General features: G+C 63.1%; 16 protein-coding genes. 9 read left to right on the forward strand and 7 right to left on the reverse strand.

Annotated elements, in window-relative coordinates; translation table 11 throughout:
- Positions 1-26 precede the first annotated feature (26 nt).
- The 5 genes from CMV30_RS09195 to CMV30_RS09215 all read left to right on the forward strand — a co-directional run bounded on the left by CMV30_RS09195 (position 27) and on the right by CMV30_RS09215 (position 3,687).
- A complete protein-coding gene (locus CMV30_RS09195) occupies positions 27-923 on the forward strand; it encodes a flagellin N-terminal helical domain-containing protein (RefSeq protein ID WP_096055747.1) in 897 nt (298 codons plus the stop codon).
- A 68-nt stretch (positions 924-991) separates the two neighbouring features.
- Entirely contained in the window at positions 992-1,447 is a 456-nt protein-coding gene (fliW, locus tag CMV30_RS09200; protein ID WP_096055748.1) for a flagellar assembly protein FliW, read from the forward strand.
- A gap of 5 nt (positions 1,448-1,452) precedes the next feature.
- The gene (gene csrA, locus CMV30_RS09205; RefSeq protein WP_096055749.1) at positions 1,453-1,755 is read left to right on the forward strand and encodes a carbon storage regulator CsrA; all 303 of its coding nucleotides are present in this window, start codon (positions 1,453-1,455) and stop codon (positions 1,753-1,755) included.
- A 12-nt stretch (positions 1,756-1,767) separates the two neighbouring features.
- Positions 1,768-2,646, forward strand: a complete 879-nt coding sequence (locus CMV30_RS09210; RefSeq protein ID WP_096055750.1) for a flagellin — start codon at positions 1,768-1,770, stop codon at positions 2,644-2,646.
- 174 nt (positions 2,647-2,820) lie between these two features.
- Positions 2,821-3,687 (forward strand): transglutaminase-like domain-containing protein, encoded by an 867-nt coding sequence (locus tag CMV30_RS09215; RefSeq protein ID WP_138223209.1) that lies wholly within the window; start codon positions 2,821-2,823, stop codon positions 3,685-3,687.
- Positions 3,688-3,696: 9 nt separating this feature from the next.
- Here the strand turns inward: CMV30_RS09215 and CMV30_RS09220 are convergent, their stop codons facing one another.
- Together CMV30_RS09220 and CMV30_RS09225 are read right to left on the reverse strand one after the other, a co-directional pair.
- Positions 3,697-5,679 (reverse strand): hybrid sensor histidine kinase/response regulator, encoded by a 1,983-nt coding sequence (locus CMV30_RS09220; RefSeq protein WP_175414802.1) that lies wholly within the window; start codon positions 5,677-5,679, stop codon positions 3,697-3,699.
- Positions 5,680-5,702: 23 nt separating this feature from the next.
- On the reverse strand, positions 5,703-7,202 hold the full coding sequence (locus CMV30_RS09225) for an ATPase domain-containing protein (protein ID WP_096055753.1): 1,500 nt from the start codon (positions 7,200-7,202) through the stop codon (positions 5,703-5,705).
- A 624-nt stretch (positions 7,203-7,826) separates the two neighbouring features.
- Between CMV30_RS09225 and CMV30_RS09230 the strand changes: the two genes are divergently transcribed.
- Entirely contained in the window at positions 7,827-9,839 is a 2,013-nt protein-coding gene (locus CMV30_RS09230) for an immunoglobulin domain-containing protein (protein ID WP_281254890.1), read from the forward strand.
- A 120-nt stretch (positions 9,840-9,959) separates the two neighbouring features.
- On the opposite strand, the gene rrtA is transcribed toward CMV30_RS09230, so the two are convergent.
- From rrtA to CMV30_RS09245, 3 genes are read right to left on the reverse strand one after another with little or no spacing between them, the layout of a single operon-like run.
- Positions 9,960-10,586 (reverse strand): rhombosortase, encoded by a 627-nt coding sequence (gene rrtA, locus CMV30_RS09235; RefSeq protein ID WP_096055755.1) that lies wholly within the window; start codon positions 10,584-10,586, stop codon positions 9,960-9,962.
- Between the two features lie 10 nt (positions 10,587-10,596).
- Positions 10,597-11,079, reverse strand: coding sequence for a hypothetical protein (locus tag CMV30_RS09240; protein WP_096055756.1), 483 nt, complete (start codon positions 11,077-11,079; stop codon positions 10,597-10,599).
- Positions 11,080-11,083: 4 nt separating this feature from the next.
- Positions 11,084-11,872 (reverse strand): RluA family pseudouridine synthase, encoded by a 789-nt coding sequence (locus CMV30_RS09245; RefSeq protein ID WP_245844447.1) that lies wholly within the window; start codon positions 11,870-11,872, stop codon positions 11,084-11,086.
- Positions 11,873-12,063: 191 nt separating this feature from the next.
- On the opposite strand from CMV30_RS09245, the gene CMV30_RS09250 reads away from it, so the two are divergent.
- A complete protein-coding gene (locus tag CMV30_RS09250) occupies positions 12,064-13,179 on the forward strand; it encodes a lipase family protein (protein WP_096055757.1) in 1,116 nt (371 codons plus the stop codon).
- A gap of 11 nt (positions 13,180-13,190) precedes the next feature.
- Entirely contained in the window at positions 13,191-14,807 is a 1,617-nt protein-coding gene (locus CMV30_RS09255; protein ID WP_096055758.1) for a GH3 auxin-responsive promoter family protein, read from the forward strand.
- 399 nt (positions 14,808-15,206) lie between these two features.
- On the opposite strand, the gene CMV30_RS09260 is transcribed toward CMV30_RS09255, so the two are convergent.
- The gene (locus CMV30_RS09260) at positions 15,207-16,100 is read right to left on the reverse strand and encodes an EamA family transporter (RefSeq protein ID WP_096055759.1); all 894 of its coding nucleotides are present in this window, start codon (positions 16,098-16,100) and stop codon (positions 15,207-15,209) included.
- A 73-nt stretch (positions 16,101-16,173) separates the two neighbouring features.
- A complete protein-coding gene (locus CMV30_RS19820) occupies positions 16,174-16,575 on the reverse strand; it encodes an energy transducer TonB (RefSeq protein ID WP_175414804.1) in 402 nt (133 codons plus the stop codon).
- Positions 16,576-16,889: 314 nt separating this feature from the next.
- Here CMV30_RS19820 and CMV30_RS09270 point away from each other — a divergent pair, with 314 nt between their 5' ends.
- The gene (locus tag CMV30_RS09270) at positions 16,890-18,908 is read left to right on the forward strand and encodes a glycoside hydrolase family 44 protein (RefSeq protein ID WP_175414805.1); all 2,019 of its coding nucleotides are present in this window, start codon (positions 16,890-16,892) and stop codon (positions 18,906-18,908) included.
- The last annotated feature ends 131 nt before the right edge of the window (positions 18,909-19,039 follow it).

The following is a 19,039-nucleotide window of genomic DNA, read 5'->3' on the forward strand; positions in this document are numbered from 1 at the left end:
TTTAAGCCTTCAACCTTCATCCGGTCATGCGCATCGCCACCAACACCGCCTCCGAGGCTGTCCTCGCCCAGCTCACCAAGCTCAGCCAGCGCCAGTCCATGCTCCAGACCCAGGCCGCCACCGGCCAGCGCATCTTCCAGCCCGAGGACGACCCCGCCGCCGTCGGCCGTATCCTCGGCCTTGAGACGGAGCGCCGCCAGATCACGCAGTTCCAGAGCAACGCCACCCGCGCCCTCGAAGTCTCCCAGTCCTCCTACGCCGGCATCAACGAGATGAAAAAAATCTCCGACCGCGCCGGCGAGCTCGTCACCCTCGGTGCTGGCGCCTCCAGCCCCGACGCCTTCAAAGCCTACGCCAAGGAGGTCAACCAGCTCATCGAGCAGGCCGTGCAGCTCGGAAACACCAAGTTCCGCAACGACTACCTCTTCGCCGGTACCGCCGTCACCACCCAGCCCTACGACGACACCAACCGCGACGCCAACGGCAACCTCCTCGCCGTCACCTATGCCGGCAACACCTCCCAAGGCACCGTCCAGCTCTCCGAATACTCCAGCATCGCCCCCGGCACCACCAGCGCCACCAACACCGGCATGGGCGGCTTCATCAATAACCTCATCGCCCTGCGCGACGCCCTCAATACCGGCAGCAGCGCCACCGTCTCCGCCGCACAACCCGCTCTCGAAACCTCCGAAAACCTCCTCGTCAACGCCCTCAGCGAACACGGCGCCATCGAGCTTCGCATCGAGGTGAACAAAAAACAGCAGGAAACCCGCGCGCAAAATATCGAGACCCTCGTCTCTCAAGACGCCGACTCCGACCTGGCCACCACCGTTGTCCGCCTCAGCCAGACCGCCACCGCGTACGAAGCCGCGCTTTCCTCCGCCACGAAAATCCTCCAAATGTCGCTCCTCGACTACATCTGACGTTTTTTCGCGCCGAATACTCCAGTCACCCCGACGTACTCACCACGCCCCTCCCGCACTCCCTTTTCATGAAAGTCAGTCCAGACATCTACCCGAGCGACCTCGACGCCTCCACCACGCTCAACCTCAGCCTCCCCGAAGGCCTCGTCGGCTTCGAAGACTATAAAACCTTCGAACTGCTCAGCGACCCCGACCAGTTCCCCTTCGTCTGGATGCGCCTGAAAGGCCCCGACACTCTCGACTTCGTCGTCATCGAACCCGGCGGCATCATCCCCGATTACGAACTGGAGCTCTTCGATGAAGACGCCACCCAGCTCGGCCTCGCCACTCCGGCCGATGCGCTTGTGCTCAACATCGTCACCGTCCGCCACGGCGCCAACGCCACCGCCACGGTCAACCTCGCCGGCCCCGTCGTCGTCAACCGCCGCACCGGGCTCGCCCGCCAGTGCATCCTTGCCAACTACGCCCGCTACAGCGCTCATCACCCGCTCGTCGCGAACCAGACCGCCGAAACTCAAAACTAACCGCCATGCTCGTCCTCACACGCAGAGTTAACGAGTCGATCGTCATCGGCGGGAACATTGAAATCAAAATCACCCGCATCGACGGCGACCTCGTCAAAATCGGCATCGACGCCCCGCGCGAAGTGCAGATTTTCCGCAAAGAAGTCATGACCGAGATCGCCGCGACCAATCAGGCCGCCGCTCTCAAATCCGGCTCCGCACTCCCTGCCGGCCTCCCCAAATTCGCCCGCCAGCAAAGACCCGCCGCGCAGGCTCCTGCCGCCCCCGTACCCGCGCCGGTCGTACAGACCCCGCCTCCCTCCGTCTGATTTCTCCGCACGATGAGCGCCACACCGATCAACACCCAGACGCTTCAAGACGCGCGCAACATCAGCCGCATGAACACGCTGCTGGACCGCTCCATCGCGCGCCTCAGCTCCGGCTCCCGCATGGTCGCCGCCTCCGACGATCCCGCCGGCTCCGCGCTCGCTGAAAAACTCTCCGCGCAAAACCTCCGCGTCGGCGCCGCCTCCACCAACGTCCAGAACGCCGTCTCCTTCACCCAGTCCGTCGACGGCTTCCTCGACGGCATGGGCGACCTCCTCGGCCGCATGTCCGAGCTCGCGATTCTTGCGCGCGATCCGCTGAAAAACGCGGGCGACCTCGCGCTCTACCAGCAAGAGTTCGAGCAGCTACAGACTCAGATCCGCAACACCATCGGCGGTAACACGACCGACATCGGCGGCACCTACAATATCACCAAACCCTTCGGCACGTTTAACGGCCGCACCCTCTTCGGCGCCAATCCCGCCGGCACCGTCATCGCCACCGGCCAGGCCTCCACGCAGCGTCTCACCATTCCGGAGACAAATCTCCGCGACGGCGCCATGCTCTCGATGTTTCAGCAAGACGCCGCCGGTGTCTTCACGATGAGCGTCACCGACGCCGCCGCGATCGGTAACATCAATTCAGCCATCGGCGAAATCGCCGACGAACGCTCCACCCTCGGCGCAGTCGGCGGCCGCCTGGAACTGGTCGCCAGCGCGCTCGCCTCCGAAGGTGAAAGCCTCACCTCGACCATCTCCAAGATCAGCGACATCGATGTCGCCACCGAGTCCACCCGCATGGCGAAGTATGATCTGCTCACCAAGAGCGGCACCGCCATGCTCACGCAGGCTAACCAGTCCACGCGCTCCGTCCTCCGCCTTCTCCAAGGCTGAGAGCCCGGGGAGCGCCGACATTCTCGTCGGCTGCCTTGAGACTTCTTTTGCGCGGCCACGCCCGCATGAGAAAAACTTCCGCCGGGTTTTCAGCACCCCTGCGTCAAGTTATAGTCCTTCCGTGTCGATAACTCGGTTGCGAGAAAACCATTTTCTCCTTCGCTGATTACCATCGTGAAAACGGACCGGCTCAACTCTGAGATGGAAAATGCCTTCCTCAGTTTGCTCGACGACACCCAGCCCGCCGTCCGCCGCGCGCTCCTCGGCCACTTCCAGAAAAACGGCACCGCCGCCGCCCACTTCCTCAAAGAAGTCCTCGCCGGCAAAAACCGCGTCCTCGCCTGGCACGCCCGCTGGTACCTCGAAGAGCTCAAATTTTCCGATCCCTCGATTGAGTTCAAAGGCTTCATCCGCTCGCTCAATTACGAGCTCGAAACCGGCGCGCTCCTGCTCGCGCGCACCGTCAACCCCGACCTCGATATCGGCGATTGCTGCTCACAACTCGACGAGATCGCCGATCGCTGCCGCGAGCTTATCGTCGAGCCCATGTCGCTCCGCGAAAAATGCCGCGTCATTAACCGCGTGCTCTTTCACGACTACGGTTTCCACGGCAACCACGACAACTACACCGACCCGCTCAACAGCTTCCTCGATCAGGTCATCGCCCGCAAAAAGGGCCTACCGATCACTCTGAGCATCGTCTATCTCCTGATCGCTCACCGCCTCGGCCTCAGCCTCGAACCCGTCGGCCTGCCCGACCACTTCGTGATCGGCTGCTACACCGAGGAAACGCCGTTCTTCATCGACCCGTTTGAACAAGGCGCGTTTCGCAGCGCGCAGGATCTCTTCATGATTCTTCGCGCCAACCACATCGAGCCCAAGGTCGCCGATCTCGCGCCGATCCCCGTCCGGGAAGTCCTCTGCCGCTGCTGCCGCAACCTCGTCCACCACTACCGCACGGCGGGTGACGAAGAACACGCGAAGCAGTTCTCCGAGTTCGTGGACGAGTTCGACTCCACCTACGCCCGCCACACGAGCTGAAACTACCGCTTACGGGAGCGCCTCCGCCCACGTGCGCAGCACCCGGTCCAGTGACTCGATGTTCACTGGCTTGATCAAATGCTCGGTGAATCCCGCCGCGCGTCCGCGGGCGATGTCCTGCTCCATGCCGTATCCGGAAAGCGCGATACCGATGAGTCCGTGTTTCTCGCGGAGCTGTTTCATCAGCGAATAACCGTCGCCATCCGGCAGGCCGATGTCGGAGACCACGAGATCGAACCGGGCCTCAGCCGCGCGCTCCAAGGCTTCGGCGACCGTGCCTGCCTCGACAATCGTGTAGCCGCGCCGCAAAAGCAGCCGGGTGAGCGAAAGCCGGGTGGCCACGTGATCTTCCACCACGAGGATGCGCCGGTTCTTGCCTGAGGAAAAGGGCGGGGCGCTCGCGCGCATCTTGTCGGTCCGATGTGTGGGAGGATGCAGGCCGGAATCCTCATCCACGGATGCCCGGGGAAACTCGATCGTGAAGACGGAGCCCTGGTCCCTCCCTTTGCTCGCAGCGGAGATTTTCCCTGCGTGCAGCTCGATGAGCATCCGCGAAATGGCCAGCCCGAGTCCCAGTCCGCCGAAGCGATGCGAACTGCCGTTGTGTGCATGATTGCCCTGCGAAAACGCGTCGAAGACGCGGCTCAGTTCGTCGTTCGTCATCCCGATGCCGGAGTCGGTGATTCTGACCACGCACCACGATGTGTTTTGCTCGCCGTGTGTTTCCACCGTGATCGCGCCGCCCTCGGGCGTGAACTTAACGGCATTCTTGAGCACGTTCCAAAAGATCTGCTGCACACGCGCCGGATCGCCGAGGATAGGACAATCGACCGATGCGAGTCTCACATTCAGCGTCTGCTTTTTCTCCCGCAGTTCGGGTGAGACGGTTTCCAGCGCATCCGCCAGCACCGTGTGCAGATCGATGGTGCGCTTATCGAGTGACATCTTGCCGTGCGTGATACGCGTCAGATCGAGCAGATCGTCGATGAGCCGCGCCTCCAGGGTAGCGTTGCGCGCGATGGTCTCGAAGTCTTCGCGGACTTCCCCGGGCAGCTCGGGATCGTTGGCGGCTTCGCTCGCGATCAAGAGGATCGGATTGAGCGGCGTGCGCAGCTCGTGGGAGAGCGCGGCGAGAAAATCGTCTTTCGCACGCGCGGCTTCCAGCGCCTCGTCGCGTGCGCGCGCCACCTCCAGCTCGCTCTGTTTGCGGTCGGTGATGTCGCGCACATAAATCGAGAGCGCGTCGGGCGCGGGGTACACCCGCACCTCGATCCAAGTGGAGATCGGTTCGTAGAGGAGTTCGAAACTGACCGGCTTCTGGTTGGCCATCGCCTTCCGGTAGTTGTCCTCCACCGAGGTGCCGCGCAGATCGGGAAATTTTTCCCACAGATTTTCGCCCAACAGCAACGAGGCCGACGAGTAGAGCGGCGCGATCAACTTGAGGTACGCGGCATTCAGATACGTGAAGCGCCATTCTTTGTCCACGGCGACAAAGCCATCGGCGATACTGGCGAGCACCGATTGCACCTGGCGTTCGCTGGACTGCACTTCCTTCAGCAGATCGCGCACTTCATACTGCTTCCTGCGCGCACGCAGGGCGGTCTCGATCGCGCTGAGCAACGTGACGGGCCGGAAGGGACGTTCGAGCATCGTGACATTCCCCACCGGCCCCAGCGTGGTCATGCGTCGCAGCCGGGTCTGACTGGTTTCTCCGCCGCTGGTGATCAGTACGAGCGGGATGTCGGACCAGGAGGGCTGCTCCGAAATCGTTTTCAGCAGCGGAGCCACTGTATCTGCGGCGAGCGTCTCTTCCGCGATCAAGAGTGTGCCGCAGCCCTCGTCGATGCCGGCGCAAAGCTCCGCAATGCCGCGCACCACTTCCGAGTGGATGCCGGCATCGCTAAGAAAACGCTGCGTCAGCCGCGCGTCGTTTCCTGTCGGCGCGAGGATCAACACGCGTTGTTCGACCGGCTCTGCGGCGGCCGGGCTCACGGGCACACTGTGATCGCGTGCGGTCATGCCTCCTCTGGCTTTCTCTCCGGTTGAGCGGATTTGCTGATAATGGGGATGCCCGTGAGTATGCCGTGCATGTTGGTCAGCGGCTCGCCCACCTCCACACCGCCCGGACCGACCGAGAACTCGCGGATGGTGCGTTCGTGATTTCCGCTGCGCTTTTTCATCACGGAGATAGCCTGATGGATCGCGCCTTGCGCCTCGAAATAGCGCAGCAACACCACGGTGTCCGCCAGGTAGGTAAGATCGACGCTTGAGTGCATCTGGCCCACCACGCCCTGCTGCGCGAGCACCATGAGCGTGATCACACCCTGCTGGTTCAGGAAGGCCAGCAACTCGTGGAGCTGGAGCACCAGATGCCGCTCCTCGGGCATCGCGTTGAGGTAGCCGTTGATGCTGTCGATCACGACCACATGGGCCTTCTTTTCGAGCGTCGCCCGCCGGATGCGGTCGGCTAGTTCGCCCGGCGAAACTTCCGCCGGGTCGATCTGTTCGAGGCGCACATGGCCGCTCTCGACATGCTTTGTCAGATCCATCCCGAGCTGGGCGGCCCGGCTGAGCAAAGTCGTGCTGATTTCGTCAAAACTGAAGAACAAGACCGTCTGTCCCCGTTCCGCGGCTACAAACGAGACCATGGTGGCCAGCGTGGATTTCCCGCAACCGGGCGGCCCCATCAGCATCGTGCTGGTGCCGAAGTCGATCCCGCCGCCGAGCAGTTTATCGAGGGCGATGTTGCCCGTTTTCAACTGCCCCTGTTCGAAATCGGTGCGGTGCGTGTTGGCGACCAGGCGCGGGAACACGACCATGCCGCCGGTCTCCACGTTGTAGTCATGGTTGCCTTCCACGAACTTCACTCCGCGGATTTTCTGGATGTTGACCTGGCGTCGCGCCGCCCCGAATTCCGGCGAACGGCGGGTCAGGTTGACCACGCCGTGGACGATACTCTGGACGTCGTGATCGTTGGAGCCGCAGTCGTCCAAAAACAAAACCGTGCATTTTCGGCCCGCGAGAAACTGCTTCAAGCGCAGGATCTGGCGGCGATAGCGCAGCGGCGATTCGGCGAGCATGCGCATCTCTGAAAGCGAATCGAAGACCAGCCGCGAGGGATTCACCCGCTCGATCTCACCAAGAATGACTTCGGTGGTGCGGTTCAGCTCCACTTCGGACGGGTGGAAAAACGTGCTCTCCGTTTCGCCCTTCAGCTTGTCCTCCATCGCGGACAATTCGAAGAGCGTGAGGGCGCCATCGAGATTCCAGCCATGCGAGCGGGCGACGCCGTCGAGCTCATCCTTGGTTTCAGAGAGAGTGATGTACAAACTGGCTTCGCCGATCCGCGCGCCCTCGAGCAAAAACTGCAAAGCGAGCGTGGTCTTGCCCACTCCCGGCGAGCCCTGGACCAGATAGATGCGATCACGGGGAAATCCCCCGCCTAAAATAGTGTCCAAGCCATCCACGCCGGTGGAGCAGCGGGGTTGTGTGGGGTCATTAGTTGTAGCGGCCATACCGAACTCTTTGCAGAGGCTGTGCCCGGAAAGGCAGTGATTTGGCTGGGCCCGTTGATCCGCTGGTGTTTATGCCGGGAAAATGAAAAAAACGCCAGCTGCGGATAATTGCATATTGCCACTGCGCTTTTTGCACGGATTGCAAAATGCTTTCCTGCGGGACGGATTAGGTCAGCTGATGATCTCCGTTTTATCTGAAAGCATTCAGAGAATCGCTACGCGTCAGCCTCCGGCTCTCTGTGCGGCCCGTGCCTGGCTATGAGTAATTGCCGGCACAGCGAGCGTTTAACCGGAGGATGCGGGAAAAAGGTAGCTGCGCAGGGCATCGGGTGGATTTCATTAAAATTGACGAGGGAACATGCGCAGGGCTTGGGTGTTCCGATGAATAGGTCTTTTCTGCGGTCTTACTTATCCTCCAGCCCTTTGCTGGAAACCGCGCGAAGGCCGTTTCCCTCCCCGTCGCTCGCCGCCGGATTCACCCTAAGTCCCATGACCATGCTTCGTCCGCTAGCGGCATTCCTGGCCGCGTTTGTTTTCTTTATAAACTCCGCTTCGGCCGCACCAGCGATCACCACGCAGCCTGTGAGCCAGACCGTCTTGGCAGGGACGGGGGTTTCATTCAGCGTGGCCGCGACCGGCACGGGAACATTGACCTACCAGTGGCAAAAAGACGGCTTTGCCCTCACGGGTGCTACCACCACGACCTATTCGATCACCGCCACGACGCTCAGCCAGTCCGGTAACTACGCGGTTGTCGTGACCGACACCAGTGGCAGCACGACCAGCAGTGCCGCCATCCTCACTGTAAACCCAGATCCAACGATCACGACCCAGCCAGCCAGCCGCGTGGTCATTGGCGGTGCGACCGTCCATTTCAGCGTCGTCGCCAGCGGCACCGGGACACTCACCTATCAATGGAAGAAAAACGGCGCCGAAATCGCAGGTGCCACTGCCGTGAATTACTCGGTCTTCAACGCCTCCGCGAGCGATGCGGCTGATTATACCGTGGTCGTGACGAACACCGTCGGCAGCGACACAAGCGCCGTCGTCACCACCGCCACCAGCAACATCGCCACGCTCGTGGTGAATCCGTTGCCCGTGATCGCGACGCAGCCGGCCAGCGTCTTTGTCGATGCCGGTGGCAGCGCGACCTTCTCCGTCGGGGCTACGGGCACCGGTTCTCTGAGTTATCAGTGGCAGAAGGAGTCCGCCAATATCGCGGGCGCCACCGCCGCCAGCCTCACGATCGGTTCTGCACAGGCGGGCAACGCGGGCTCCTACCGCGTTATCGTCACCGACTCGATAGGCAGCACCACGAGCTCCACCGTATCGCTCATGGTGGGCTCCGCCTCCGCGTTGCCCGTTGCCGACGGCTTCGCGGTCGCCGCCACCGGCGGCGGATCCGCAACGCCGATCACGGTAACAACGGCCGCCGACTTCCGCACCCAGGCCGAGTCCACCGCCCCCGCCGTCATCAGAGTCAGCGGCACCCTCAACCTCGGGGCCACCAAGGTCGCCGTTAAATCCAACAAGACGATTCAGGGCGTCGACGCCAACGCCACCCTCATCGGCAACCTCGAAATGGCCAGCGGCGTGAACAGCGTCATCATCTGCGGCCTGAATATCACCAATCCGAATGCGGGCGGCGACGGCATCTCCGTCGTCGGAGCGACCAACGTGTACATCACGCATTGCACCTTCTTCGACTGTGCGGACGGCCTCATCGATATCACTGCGGGCGCGGACAACGTCACCGTGTCGTGGTGCGAATTCTACTACACCGCCGCCCAGACCACGCATCGTTACGCCATGACGGTGGGCGCGGCCACCGGTGAGACGAAAGCGCTCCGCGTGACGCTCCATCACAACCGCTGGTTCGACGGAGTGGATCAGAGCATGCCGGTCACGACTTGGGGTCGCGTTCACATGTATAACAACTCGCTCGAGCTCACCACCACAACCGCCAACACCGCCGCGACCAAGGTCCAGACCAGCGCCCAGCTCCTGAGCGAACGCAACCAGTACATCGGCCTCCGTGATCCTCTGGTGAAATCCGACACCGGCCTGATCCGGGCTATCAATAATCTCTACACCAACACCACCCTCTCGACAGGGGCCACCGCCGAAGCGGGGACCGACACGGTGTTCACGCCGACCTACTCGTACGAGATGCATTCCACGGACGCCATGACCGTCCTGCAGTCGGCTGCGGGCAATACCGCCGGCGCCGCCTCGACCTCGCCAACGACCGCCAGCGTCACAGCCGCGTCCACCGCGACGACGCTCACCGCCGGTAACGCCTTCACGCTCTCGGCCACGCCTACCGGATTCACCGCCAGCGAAGCCACCGCGTACCAGTGGCGCCTCAACAACGTGGCCATCCCAGGCGGCGACAAGAGCACGTTTGTCGTCAACAGCGCGGTGACGGGCCACTCAGGCATCTACACGGTATTGGTCCTCAAGCCTTCCGGTGGCGTCGTCAGCACGCCAGTCACCATCACGGTGAATGCCGCCGAAACGCCCACGGCACCCGCCGTGACGACTGACGACGGCGGCGGCTCTCCCTCCGCCTGGTTCCTCGGCGCGCTCGCTTTTGTGTGCGGCGCACGCGCGATCACGCGCCGCCGGACGAGCTGAGCGCTCCTGGCGGATCGTTTTTGATGGAGGCGCGGTGCCCTCACCGCGCTTCGCATCGAAAGCGGAATCATCATCCGGGGTGAATGCACCCCGCCTCCATTGCTCCTCGCTACTGGAGCGTCACGCCTTCGCTGATGTTATCTGCGCGCGTTTCCGCAGTGCGTTGATCCAGATCCACAACGCGACTCCGAAGACGATGCCTCCGATGTGCGCGATGGTCGCCACGCGGATGCCCGGCGTGTCGAACTCGATCGCGCCGTGTCCCCAAGTCGATTCGAGGATCAGCTCCAGGACGTGGATACCCAAGATCGCGGGCCAGAACCAGTCCTTCCACGATTTCTGCCAGCCGGTGAGCGCGAGGAAGACGAGGAATCCGACGTTCATGCCCGAGAGCCCGGCGTAGCGGATCATCTCCGGGTCGAAAAAATAAACCGCGCCGGTCACCGCCAATGCGCAGAGCGGGATGCTCACGCGCGCGGCGGTCGGGTGCGCGCGCTCCACGAACCAGCCGATGATCAGCCACAAGCCGGTGTCGGCGACGAAGTGCAGCCAGCCGAAGTGAACGAAGTTTCCGGTCCACAACCGCCAGGCCTCGCCGGCCTCGATGCCGGTGCGGTTGTAGAGCAGCGCCTCGCGCCACGCGGGCATCGCGATTGAAATTGTCGAGGCAACCGCGACCGCGAGAAAGCCCCACGGCAGCGAGCGCAGCGTGATATTTTCGCGGGCGATGCGTTCTCTCAGCGTCATGCGCGATCGATCACGAGTGCCGGTCGGTGCCGAAAAGCACGAGGAGGTTGTCGATGCCGCTCTTTTGAAACTCGGCCCAGTATTTTTCCTCCAGCTCGCCGACGCGTTTGGCGAGATGCTCGTGGCGGGCGTCGTCGCTCATGTTGAGCGGCAGAGGTGTCTTCAGGATTTCGCGTGAGTAGTCGCGCTCGGCCAGGCGCTCGGCGAGCCCGTCCCAGAAAGCGGCGTCTTCAAAAGCGTCGATGGCCTTGGTCGCGGGCGAATCGAGCTCTTCCAATTTTGCCGAAGGAGAGAGCGGGTCGCCGGATTCGGCGTCGCCCTCGACGTAGTCCGCGCAGCCCATCGGTGTGGCGGCGGCGAGGAGCTTTTGCTCGAGCTCGGCGTAGCGGCGCACGGCGGGGCTGTTCTCGTCGTGAGAACCGGCGACCCACATCGCGAGGTAACTCATCTCGAGCAGGCGGGCGTACTCTTTTTGCGTGAAGGCGATTTTCATAAGCTTAAGCGCGGGCGGAGAATTTGCGCAGGTACTTGAGCGCGACTTCGAACTCGTGCGGGTTCTCCGCGCGGATCGTGACGGGCTCGCGAGTCACCGGATGTTTCACGGTGAGCTCGCTGGCATGCAGGGCGAGGCGGTCGAGCAGGGGCTTTTCGTCGCCGCGGCCTTTGTAGCCGCGTTTTAAATTCGAGAGGAGCAGCAGCTCATCGGGATCGCCGTAGAAGCGGTCGTTGAGGATGGGCGCGCCGACGGCGGCGAGGTGGACGCGGATCTGGTGCGTGCGACCCGTGAGCGGGCGGCACTCGTGGAGGATGTATTTTCCGAAACGTTCGCGGGCGTGAAACTCCGTGAGGCTGGCCTTGCCTCCGCGTTTGCGGAAGACGCGCATGTGGCCCGGGTGGTGTTCGTCTTCGCCGAGACCGAGATCGACCGTGAACGACTCGGGCAGGCTGCCATCGGGCAGGCGCGGGAGTACTGGCGTGGGCAGCTTCATCGCGCGGTCTTCGGGCAGCACGACGCTGATCGCGAGATAGAGTTTGCCGACGGTTTTGCTCTGGAACTGGCCGCTCAGGTAATCGAGCGCGGGCTTGGTCTTCGCGCAGAGCACAATGCCGCTGGTGTCGGCGTCGAGGCGATGGACGTTGGCGACGCCGTGGCCCATCTTGTCGTGAACAAGGCCCATGAGGTTCTCCTTCTTCTTATCCCAGCGGTCGGGCGCGATCAGCAGGCCGCTCGGCTTGTCGAACGCGATCATGGTTTCGTCTTCGTAGATAACAGGAGGCAGGGCCACGCGCGCAGCTTGGTGGCGGCGCGTGCGTGCGTGCAAACGGTTTATTGGAGAGCGCCTTTATGCGGGCTGGTGACGTCTTTTTTGCATTCATGTGACGGCTGCGTGCCGCGACGGTGAAACCGAGGTGACGCAGCGGCTTTGCCTTTGCCCGCGTGTGCAAACGAGCCGCATACCGAGAGCAACCCGCATCCATGCACGCGAATACCTTCGCCCCCGCTTTCTCGTTTTTCAGCGCGTTCAGCCGCATGTCGCCGACGCAGCCGTTGCGCACATTGATCCGCACAACCGGTTATAAGCTGCGTCCACCGAGGCCGCTGCTGTTCACGCCGGGCGTGCATCGCGCCCAGCAAGTCGTCCTCGCGAGCGGGCGCGCGGGCCCGCATCAGGGCGCGGAAATTCTGCACGAAGTCCGCAGCGGGCTGACGCCGACCATCGTGCTCGGCGGCTTTGTGCCTGATGCGACGGAGCAGGTTTTTTTGATGCGCGGGTTTCTGCTCAAGCACGGGAGTGTGTTTTATTTCAACTATCCGCGGCTGGGGTTCTCGATGGAGTTGGTGTTCGCGCAGCTCGACGATCTGGTGGCGGAGCTGACGGAGAAACACGGCAAGCCGCCGGTGATTTTTGCAGTGAGCTTTGGCGCGGGTCTCGTGCTGGAGTGGTTGAAGCGCGCGCGCCGCGCGGGCCGTCGTGTCGATGTCGGCGGGCTCGTGCTGATCAGCCCCGTCGCGTGCGTGGAGGATTTGCTCACGAACGGAGAGGCGAAGCCTTCGACGTTGCTCGGGCGCGCGGTGAAGCCGTATGTCGAACACGAGGCGCGCATCCAGCCGGGGCACATCGAGAAGTCGCGCGCGATCTTCACGAAGATGTTCGAGGCGGGCGCGCAGAATAAAGAATCGCTGCGCGCGCTCATGACGCGCGGCGAACTCCGGCAGCTGCGCGATTCGGTGATCGGCACGATCCAGGCGATCGACGCGAACGGCGCGTGCGAGCGGATGACGGCGTTGCGGCAAATGGAGGCGCCGTGTTCGTATTTTTCGCAGGTGCTGCTGCCGCTGTGCACGGCGCCGGTGCTGATCCTCTACGCGGAAAAGGAAAGCGCGGTGCTCACGGAAACGTCGCCCACGCGTTTCGCGATGACGTCGGCGCATCAGGCGTATTTCCCGCAGAGCCAGTGCAAGACGATCGTGAACCGGCGCGGCAGTCCGGTGCAGCACGCGTCGTTGATTTTTCACTGCTTTAATTTTCTCCCGCCGATCTCGGCTTTCTACAAGCGGCTGAAGTCGAAGAAAGTTCAGAGGGCGGCGTGAAAAGTTTCTCCATGATTGCACCACCGAAACCGTTGATCCGCGCGGGTGCGCGGTTTTTGAGTTCGCGTACGGCGCGCAAGTTGAGCGTTGGCGGCGCGGGTCTGGGCGCGCAGCAGAAGACGTTTTCGACGCTCGTCGCGGCGATGAGCCGTTGCGAAGCGGGCCGGGCGGATGGGATCGAAGCGCATGGAGGAGCGAGCGCGTATGCGCGGTTTCAGGCTCGGGTGCCGCTGCGCACGTATGAGGCGTTCATCCCGTGGATCGAGCGGATGAAACGGGGCGAGGCGGATGTGCTGTGGCCGGGGCGCTGCGCGCACTACGCGGTTTCTTCGGGTACGACGGCGGGGCGCACGAAGTTTCTCCCGATCACGGGTGCGATGCTGGAGCATTTTAAGAAGGCGGGGCTCGACTCGTTGCTCTATTACACGGCGCGGACGGGGAGTTCATCGGTGTTTCGGGGGCGGCATTTATTTCTCGGCGGGGCGACCACGCTGACGCCGATTGCGGAGGCGAAACCGTTTCTCGCGTACGGCGGCGATCTGAGCGGAATCACGGCGCTGAATCTGCCGGGCTGGGTGGATAAACATCTTTACGAGCCGGGCGCGGAAATCGCGCAGATGGACAACTGGCCAGCGAAGCTGGAGGCGATCGCAGCGCGCACGCTGGATCGCGACATCACGCTGCTGGCGGGCATTCCGAGCTGGGTGTTGATCTTGGCGGAAACGCTACGCGCGAAAGCGCACGCGAAAAATCCGACGGGGGCGAAGGCGCAGAATCTCCGCGCGCTCTGGCCGAATCTGGAGTGCCTGATCCATGGCGGGGTGCCGATCGCGCCGTATGTGGATGAACTGCGCGCGGCGCTCGGAGCCGAGGTGAATTTTCACGAAGTTTATCCGGCATCGGAAGGTTTCATCGCGACGCAGGATGCGGACGCATCGCTTGGTCTGCGGCTCATGACGGACGTGGGGATTTTCTACGAATTTCTGCCGATGTCGGAGTTCGACGAGAGCCGTCTCGAGGAACTCGGCGCGAAGACGGTGCCGCTCGAAGGTGTGCGCGCGGGCGTGGATTACGCGCTGGTGATGACGACGCCGGCCGGGCTTTGCCGCTATGTGATCGGCGATGTGGTGCGGTTTGTTTCCACGGATATTCCGCGGCTGGTTTATGTGGGGCGGACGAAGTTGCAGCTCAGCGCATTTGGCGAGCATGTGATTGAGAAGGAAGTCACCGACGCGCTCAGCACGGTGTGTCGCGCGCGGGGATTGAGCGTGGGGAATTTTCATGTGGCACCGGTGTTTGCGGATGCGGCGGCTGGGCGTGCGCGCGGACGGCACGAGTGGTGGATCGAGTTGAAGAACGCGGGGGACGCGCAGGCCAGCACGGTGATCATCGCGCTGGCGGCGAATCTCGCGGTGGCGCTCGATGCGGAGCTGATGCGGCTCAACGACGATTACGAAGCGAAGCGCAAAGGCGGCGGGCTCGCGTTGCCCGAGGTGCGGTTGGTCGCGCCGGGGACGTTTGAGCACTGGCTGCGCGCGAAAGGGAAATGGGGCGGGCAGAATAAAATGCCGCGCTGCCGGAGCGATCGGGAGATCGCGGATGAGCTCCGTGTGGTTGCGTCGGTTTAGACGCTGCGAGCTGCGGCATCACTGGTGTGCGGCAGTGTTGTTGAAGCGCGAAGACGCTAAGACGCAAAGCTCGAACACAAAGTTGAGCCGTGGTGCTCAACTTCTGAGACTGGTCAAAAATGGCCACTTCCGGCGCCGCCTTAGCGCTGGCACGGACGATGCTAAACGAGGAAACAGCTATTAAGTAGCGCCCCTGCCGAGAGGCAGGGTTTGGGGTAACATGGATCGTCTCAGCTAAAGGCTGGACGAAGAAAAATAGTGGGCCCGCCGTTAGGGGTTATCGGCGGGCCCTTTTTTTATTTTCTGAAAAGGGCCCGCGTTGACGGAAAACGGAAGGCGTGGACCAGAGGTTGGCCCTTGTGCATCTGCGGATGCCGGCCAGCGGCCGGCGCTCCCAGCTCACGTCATCACGAGGACGATGGCGGCGAGCATCGCGGTCGCGCCGGCGAGGCGCCAGCGGAGGATGCCTGCGCCGAGGTGTTGCTCGCGGTTGCTGAACCAGTGGCCGACGAGCCAGACGGCAATGACGCTCCAGAGGCCGCGCGAGCTGTACACGATGTTGGCGGCGGTGGCGTCGCCCCAGATCGCCATGGTGAGGCCGAGTCCGGCGGCCTGGAGCGCCATGAGGATGGTGCCGGGGATGAGCCAGCGCCAGGCGTCGCGTGGGACGGCGCGGAGCGGTTCGCGGAAGAACGGGATGAGCGCGAAGGAGGCGAGCGCGACGCCGCCGAACATGATGGGGAGGAAACGTCCGCCGCCCCAGGCGCGGCCCCATTTCTGGATGAGGACATCGGCGGTCGCGAAAGCGGTCGAAGCAGCGGCGGCGCAGAGCATCGTCATGAGCACGCGTTGATGTTTTTGCGCGCCGCTTGCACCACTCGCGCGGCCGAGCAGAGCGACACCGAGCGTGCTGAGCGCGGCGGCGAACCACCATTTGAGCGGAATGCTGTCGGTGAGCAGGAGCGTGCTCGCGAGTGCGACCATGAGGACTTTCACACCCATCATCGGCGTGGCGACGGACACATCGCCTTTGGTCTGAGCGATGAAGGTGAAAAATTGTCCGACGAAAAACAGCGCGCCCGCGGCGAGTGGTTGCCAGATGAGTGACCAGGGCTGGCCGGGGCCGCCTAGGAGCCAGAGCGGGGCGAAGCAGACGCCCATGGCGATGTTGGAGACGAAGGTGGTGCGGAAGATCCCGACGCCGTAGTCGGCCGAGCGCTTCACGAGCAGCACGGCGAGGACATAGCCCATGGCGCTGCCAAGCGGGATGAGCAGGTGAAGCGGGAAGTGCATCGGGGCGCACGTTGCCGCGCGTGTCATGGGCTTTCAATGACGCAGATAGGCGCGTTGCGGCGCTGAACTCAGGTCAGGTTTCTTCGGTTTGGAAAATGATCGGGATTTCGAGGACGCAGTTCACGGGACGGCCGTCTTTTTGCGCGGGCTTGTAGCGCCAGGAAGAGACTGACCGCACGGCCGCATCGCTGAAGGCTTTATAGGTGCTCTTAACAACCGTGATGTTCACGGCCCGGCCTTCGGTGTTCACCACGAAACGGAGCACACACTCCTCGAACTTGCTCTCGCGTCGCAGCTCCTCGGGGTAGTGGGGAGGCGATTGGGTGATGGTCAGCGGGACTTTGGTGACTTCGGATAACTCGAAGATCTCGGATGGGGCGAGCGCGACAACAGCCGGCGGCGGCGTCTGGCACGCAGCGGTGAAAAGGAGTCCGATGAGGAGCATGTAGCCGATGCATTTTGGGGTGGAAAGCATCTGACGATTCGTGTGGGTGAGGCATCTGAAGGCAAGGGCGCGCGCGGGGATTGGACGGTGGAACGGGCGCTCCACGCACGTTGAGCGACGTTGAAGGCGGTGTAGGCGGAATGGGCGGGAAGCGCGGGCGGACTCGAACAACGCGCACGGAGTGCGCGTTCCACCTCTCAAATCGGGGACGCGGGATCTCAAATGCGGTGGCTTGCGGGAGGTCGGGGGGTGGGGCGGGATGGTGTTTACCCTCCGTAAATTCCCCGGCGGCTCCGGTCCGCGCCGGAACCGTTTTTTCAACCAGCACACCATCGCGGCTCCCCATGGTTTTCGATCACTGCATCCGTTTGGTTTTGATTGGCGTCTGCGTGGCGACCGCGCGCGCGGATATTGCGGTGACGGTGAGCGTAGATCCCGCGTCGGGGCGCACGGCGATCAGTCCGCTGGTGTATGGTGTGAATCAAGATCTGCCGGGCTACGCGGCGACGGCGCGGCGGCAGGGTGGAAATCGCATGACGGGCTACAACTGGGAGAACAATGCATCGAACGCCGGCAGCGACTGGATGCATAGCAGCGATAATTTCGCGACGTGGGTCATGGGGATTCCGGATGCGCAGGCGAATGTGCCCGGTATCGCGGTGACGACGTTTCACGATCAGTCGGTCGCGGCGGGTGGCGCGTACAGCATCGTGACGCTGCCGATGGCGGGCTACGTGGCGGCGGATAAAAGCGGGACGGTCATGACCGGGCAGGTGGCGCCGTCGTCGCGGTGGAAAGCGGTGAGCAACACGAAGCCGGGGGCGTTTTCGCTCACGCCGAACACGGGCGACGGCACGGTGTACTCGGACGAGTTCGTGAATTTTCTGGTGAACCGGTATGGGAGCGCGGCGATGCCGAATGGGGTGCGCGCTTACAGTCTGGATAATGAGCCGGATCTTTGGTCGCACACGCATGCGCGTTTGCACGCGGCGCAGCCGACGTGTGTGGAATTGATCGCGCGTTCGACCGATCTGGCGAAGGCGGTGAAGCGGGTGGATCCGGCGGCGGAGACGATCGGGTTCGTGAGCTACGGGTTTAACGGGTATTACAGTTTCCAGGACGCGCCGGACTGGACGGCGGAGAAGGCGACGGGGTCGTACCGCTGGTTCGTGGATTACTTTCTGGCGAAGATGAAGTCGGCGTCGGACACGGCGGGCGTGCGGTTGCTCGATGTGCTGGATGTGCATCACTACACGGAGCACAACGCGGGCGGGGTGCGGGTGAGTGACGGCGTGGATTTTTCGAATCTCGATGCGAACAAGGGGCGCATCCAGGCGCCGCGGGCGTTGTGGGATGCGAGCTTCAACGAGAACAGCTGGATCAAGCAGTGGTTCTCGGAGTTTTATCCGTACCTGCCGAATCTGAAGGCGGCGATCGCGACGCATTATCCGGGGACGAAGCTGGCGATCACGGAGTACAACTATGGCGGCGAGTCGCACATCTCGGGCGGACTCGCGCAGGCGGACACGCTGGGGATCTTGGGGCGCGACGGCGTGTATCTCGCGAATCTGTGGCTGCTACACGATTCGCCTGCGCCGCTGTATGCGGCGACGGCGTTTAAGCTTTATCGGGACTATGATGGCGCGGGTGGGGAATTTGGAGACACGAGCGTGGGTGCGACGGTCAGCAGTCAGGAGAATGCGTCGGCGTATGCGGCGCTACACGGAAGCAGCGGTGCGAAGCTGCATGTGGTGGTGTTGAATAAGCACTACGATGAGGCGTCGGCGGTGACGGTGCAGATCGCGGGGGCGACGCGATACACGCGGGCGCGGGTGTTTGCGTTTGATGCGGCGAGTGCGGCGATCACGGAGCGGGCGGTGATCAGCGGGATCGCGGGGAATCAGTTCACGACGACGCTGTCGGCGCTAACGGCGGCGCATGTGGTGTTGGAGGCGGAGGGGAGTTCATTTGCGGCGTGGCAAGCGGGCAATTTCTCGGCGGGCGAGATCGCGTCGGCGGCGGTGAGCGGGGCGGACGCCGATCCGGATGGCGCGGGGGTTTCGAATTTTGCGCGCTACGCGTTTGGGCTGGCGGCGCGCGGGGCGTTGAGTGCGCCGGTGGCGAGTGTGTCGCGTGTCGAGGTGAGCGGGCAGAAGCGGCTGGCGGTGACGTTCACGCGGCAGGCGGATGCGCCGGGGCTGAGTTATGTGGTCGAGGGGAGCGATGCGCTCTCGGGCGGATGGAGCACGGTGGCGACGATTGCGCCGGGCACGCCGACGGTGGTCACGGTGAACGATGTCGTGGATATTTCGGCGGCGGCGCCGAGGCGGTTTTTGCGGGTGCGCGCGGTGAACGCGGAGTGAGAGCGCACAGCCTTCCGAGGTAGGGACAATGCTCCGCATTGTCCGCGTTTGACGTGAAGAGGTATTCGACGCTGGGCGGGCAATGCGGAGCATTGCCCCTACCTCGGAAGCGATCACTCCGAAGCGCGGTG

Source organism: Nibricoccus aquaticus (genome assembly GCF_002310495.1).
Classification (GTDB): Bacteria; Verrucomicrobiota; Verrucomicrobiia; order Opitutales; family Opitutaceae; genus Nibricoccus; species Nibricoccus aquaticus.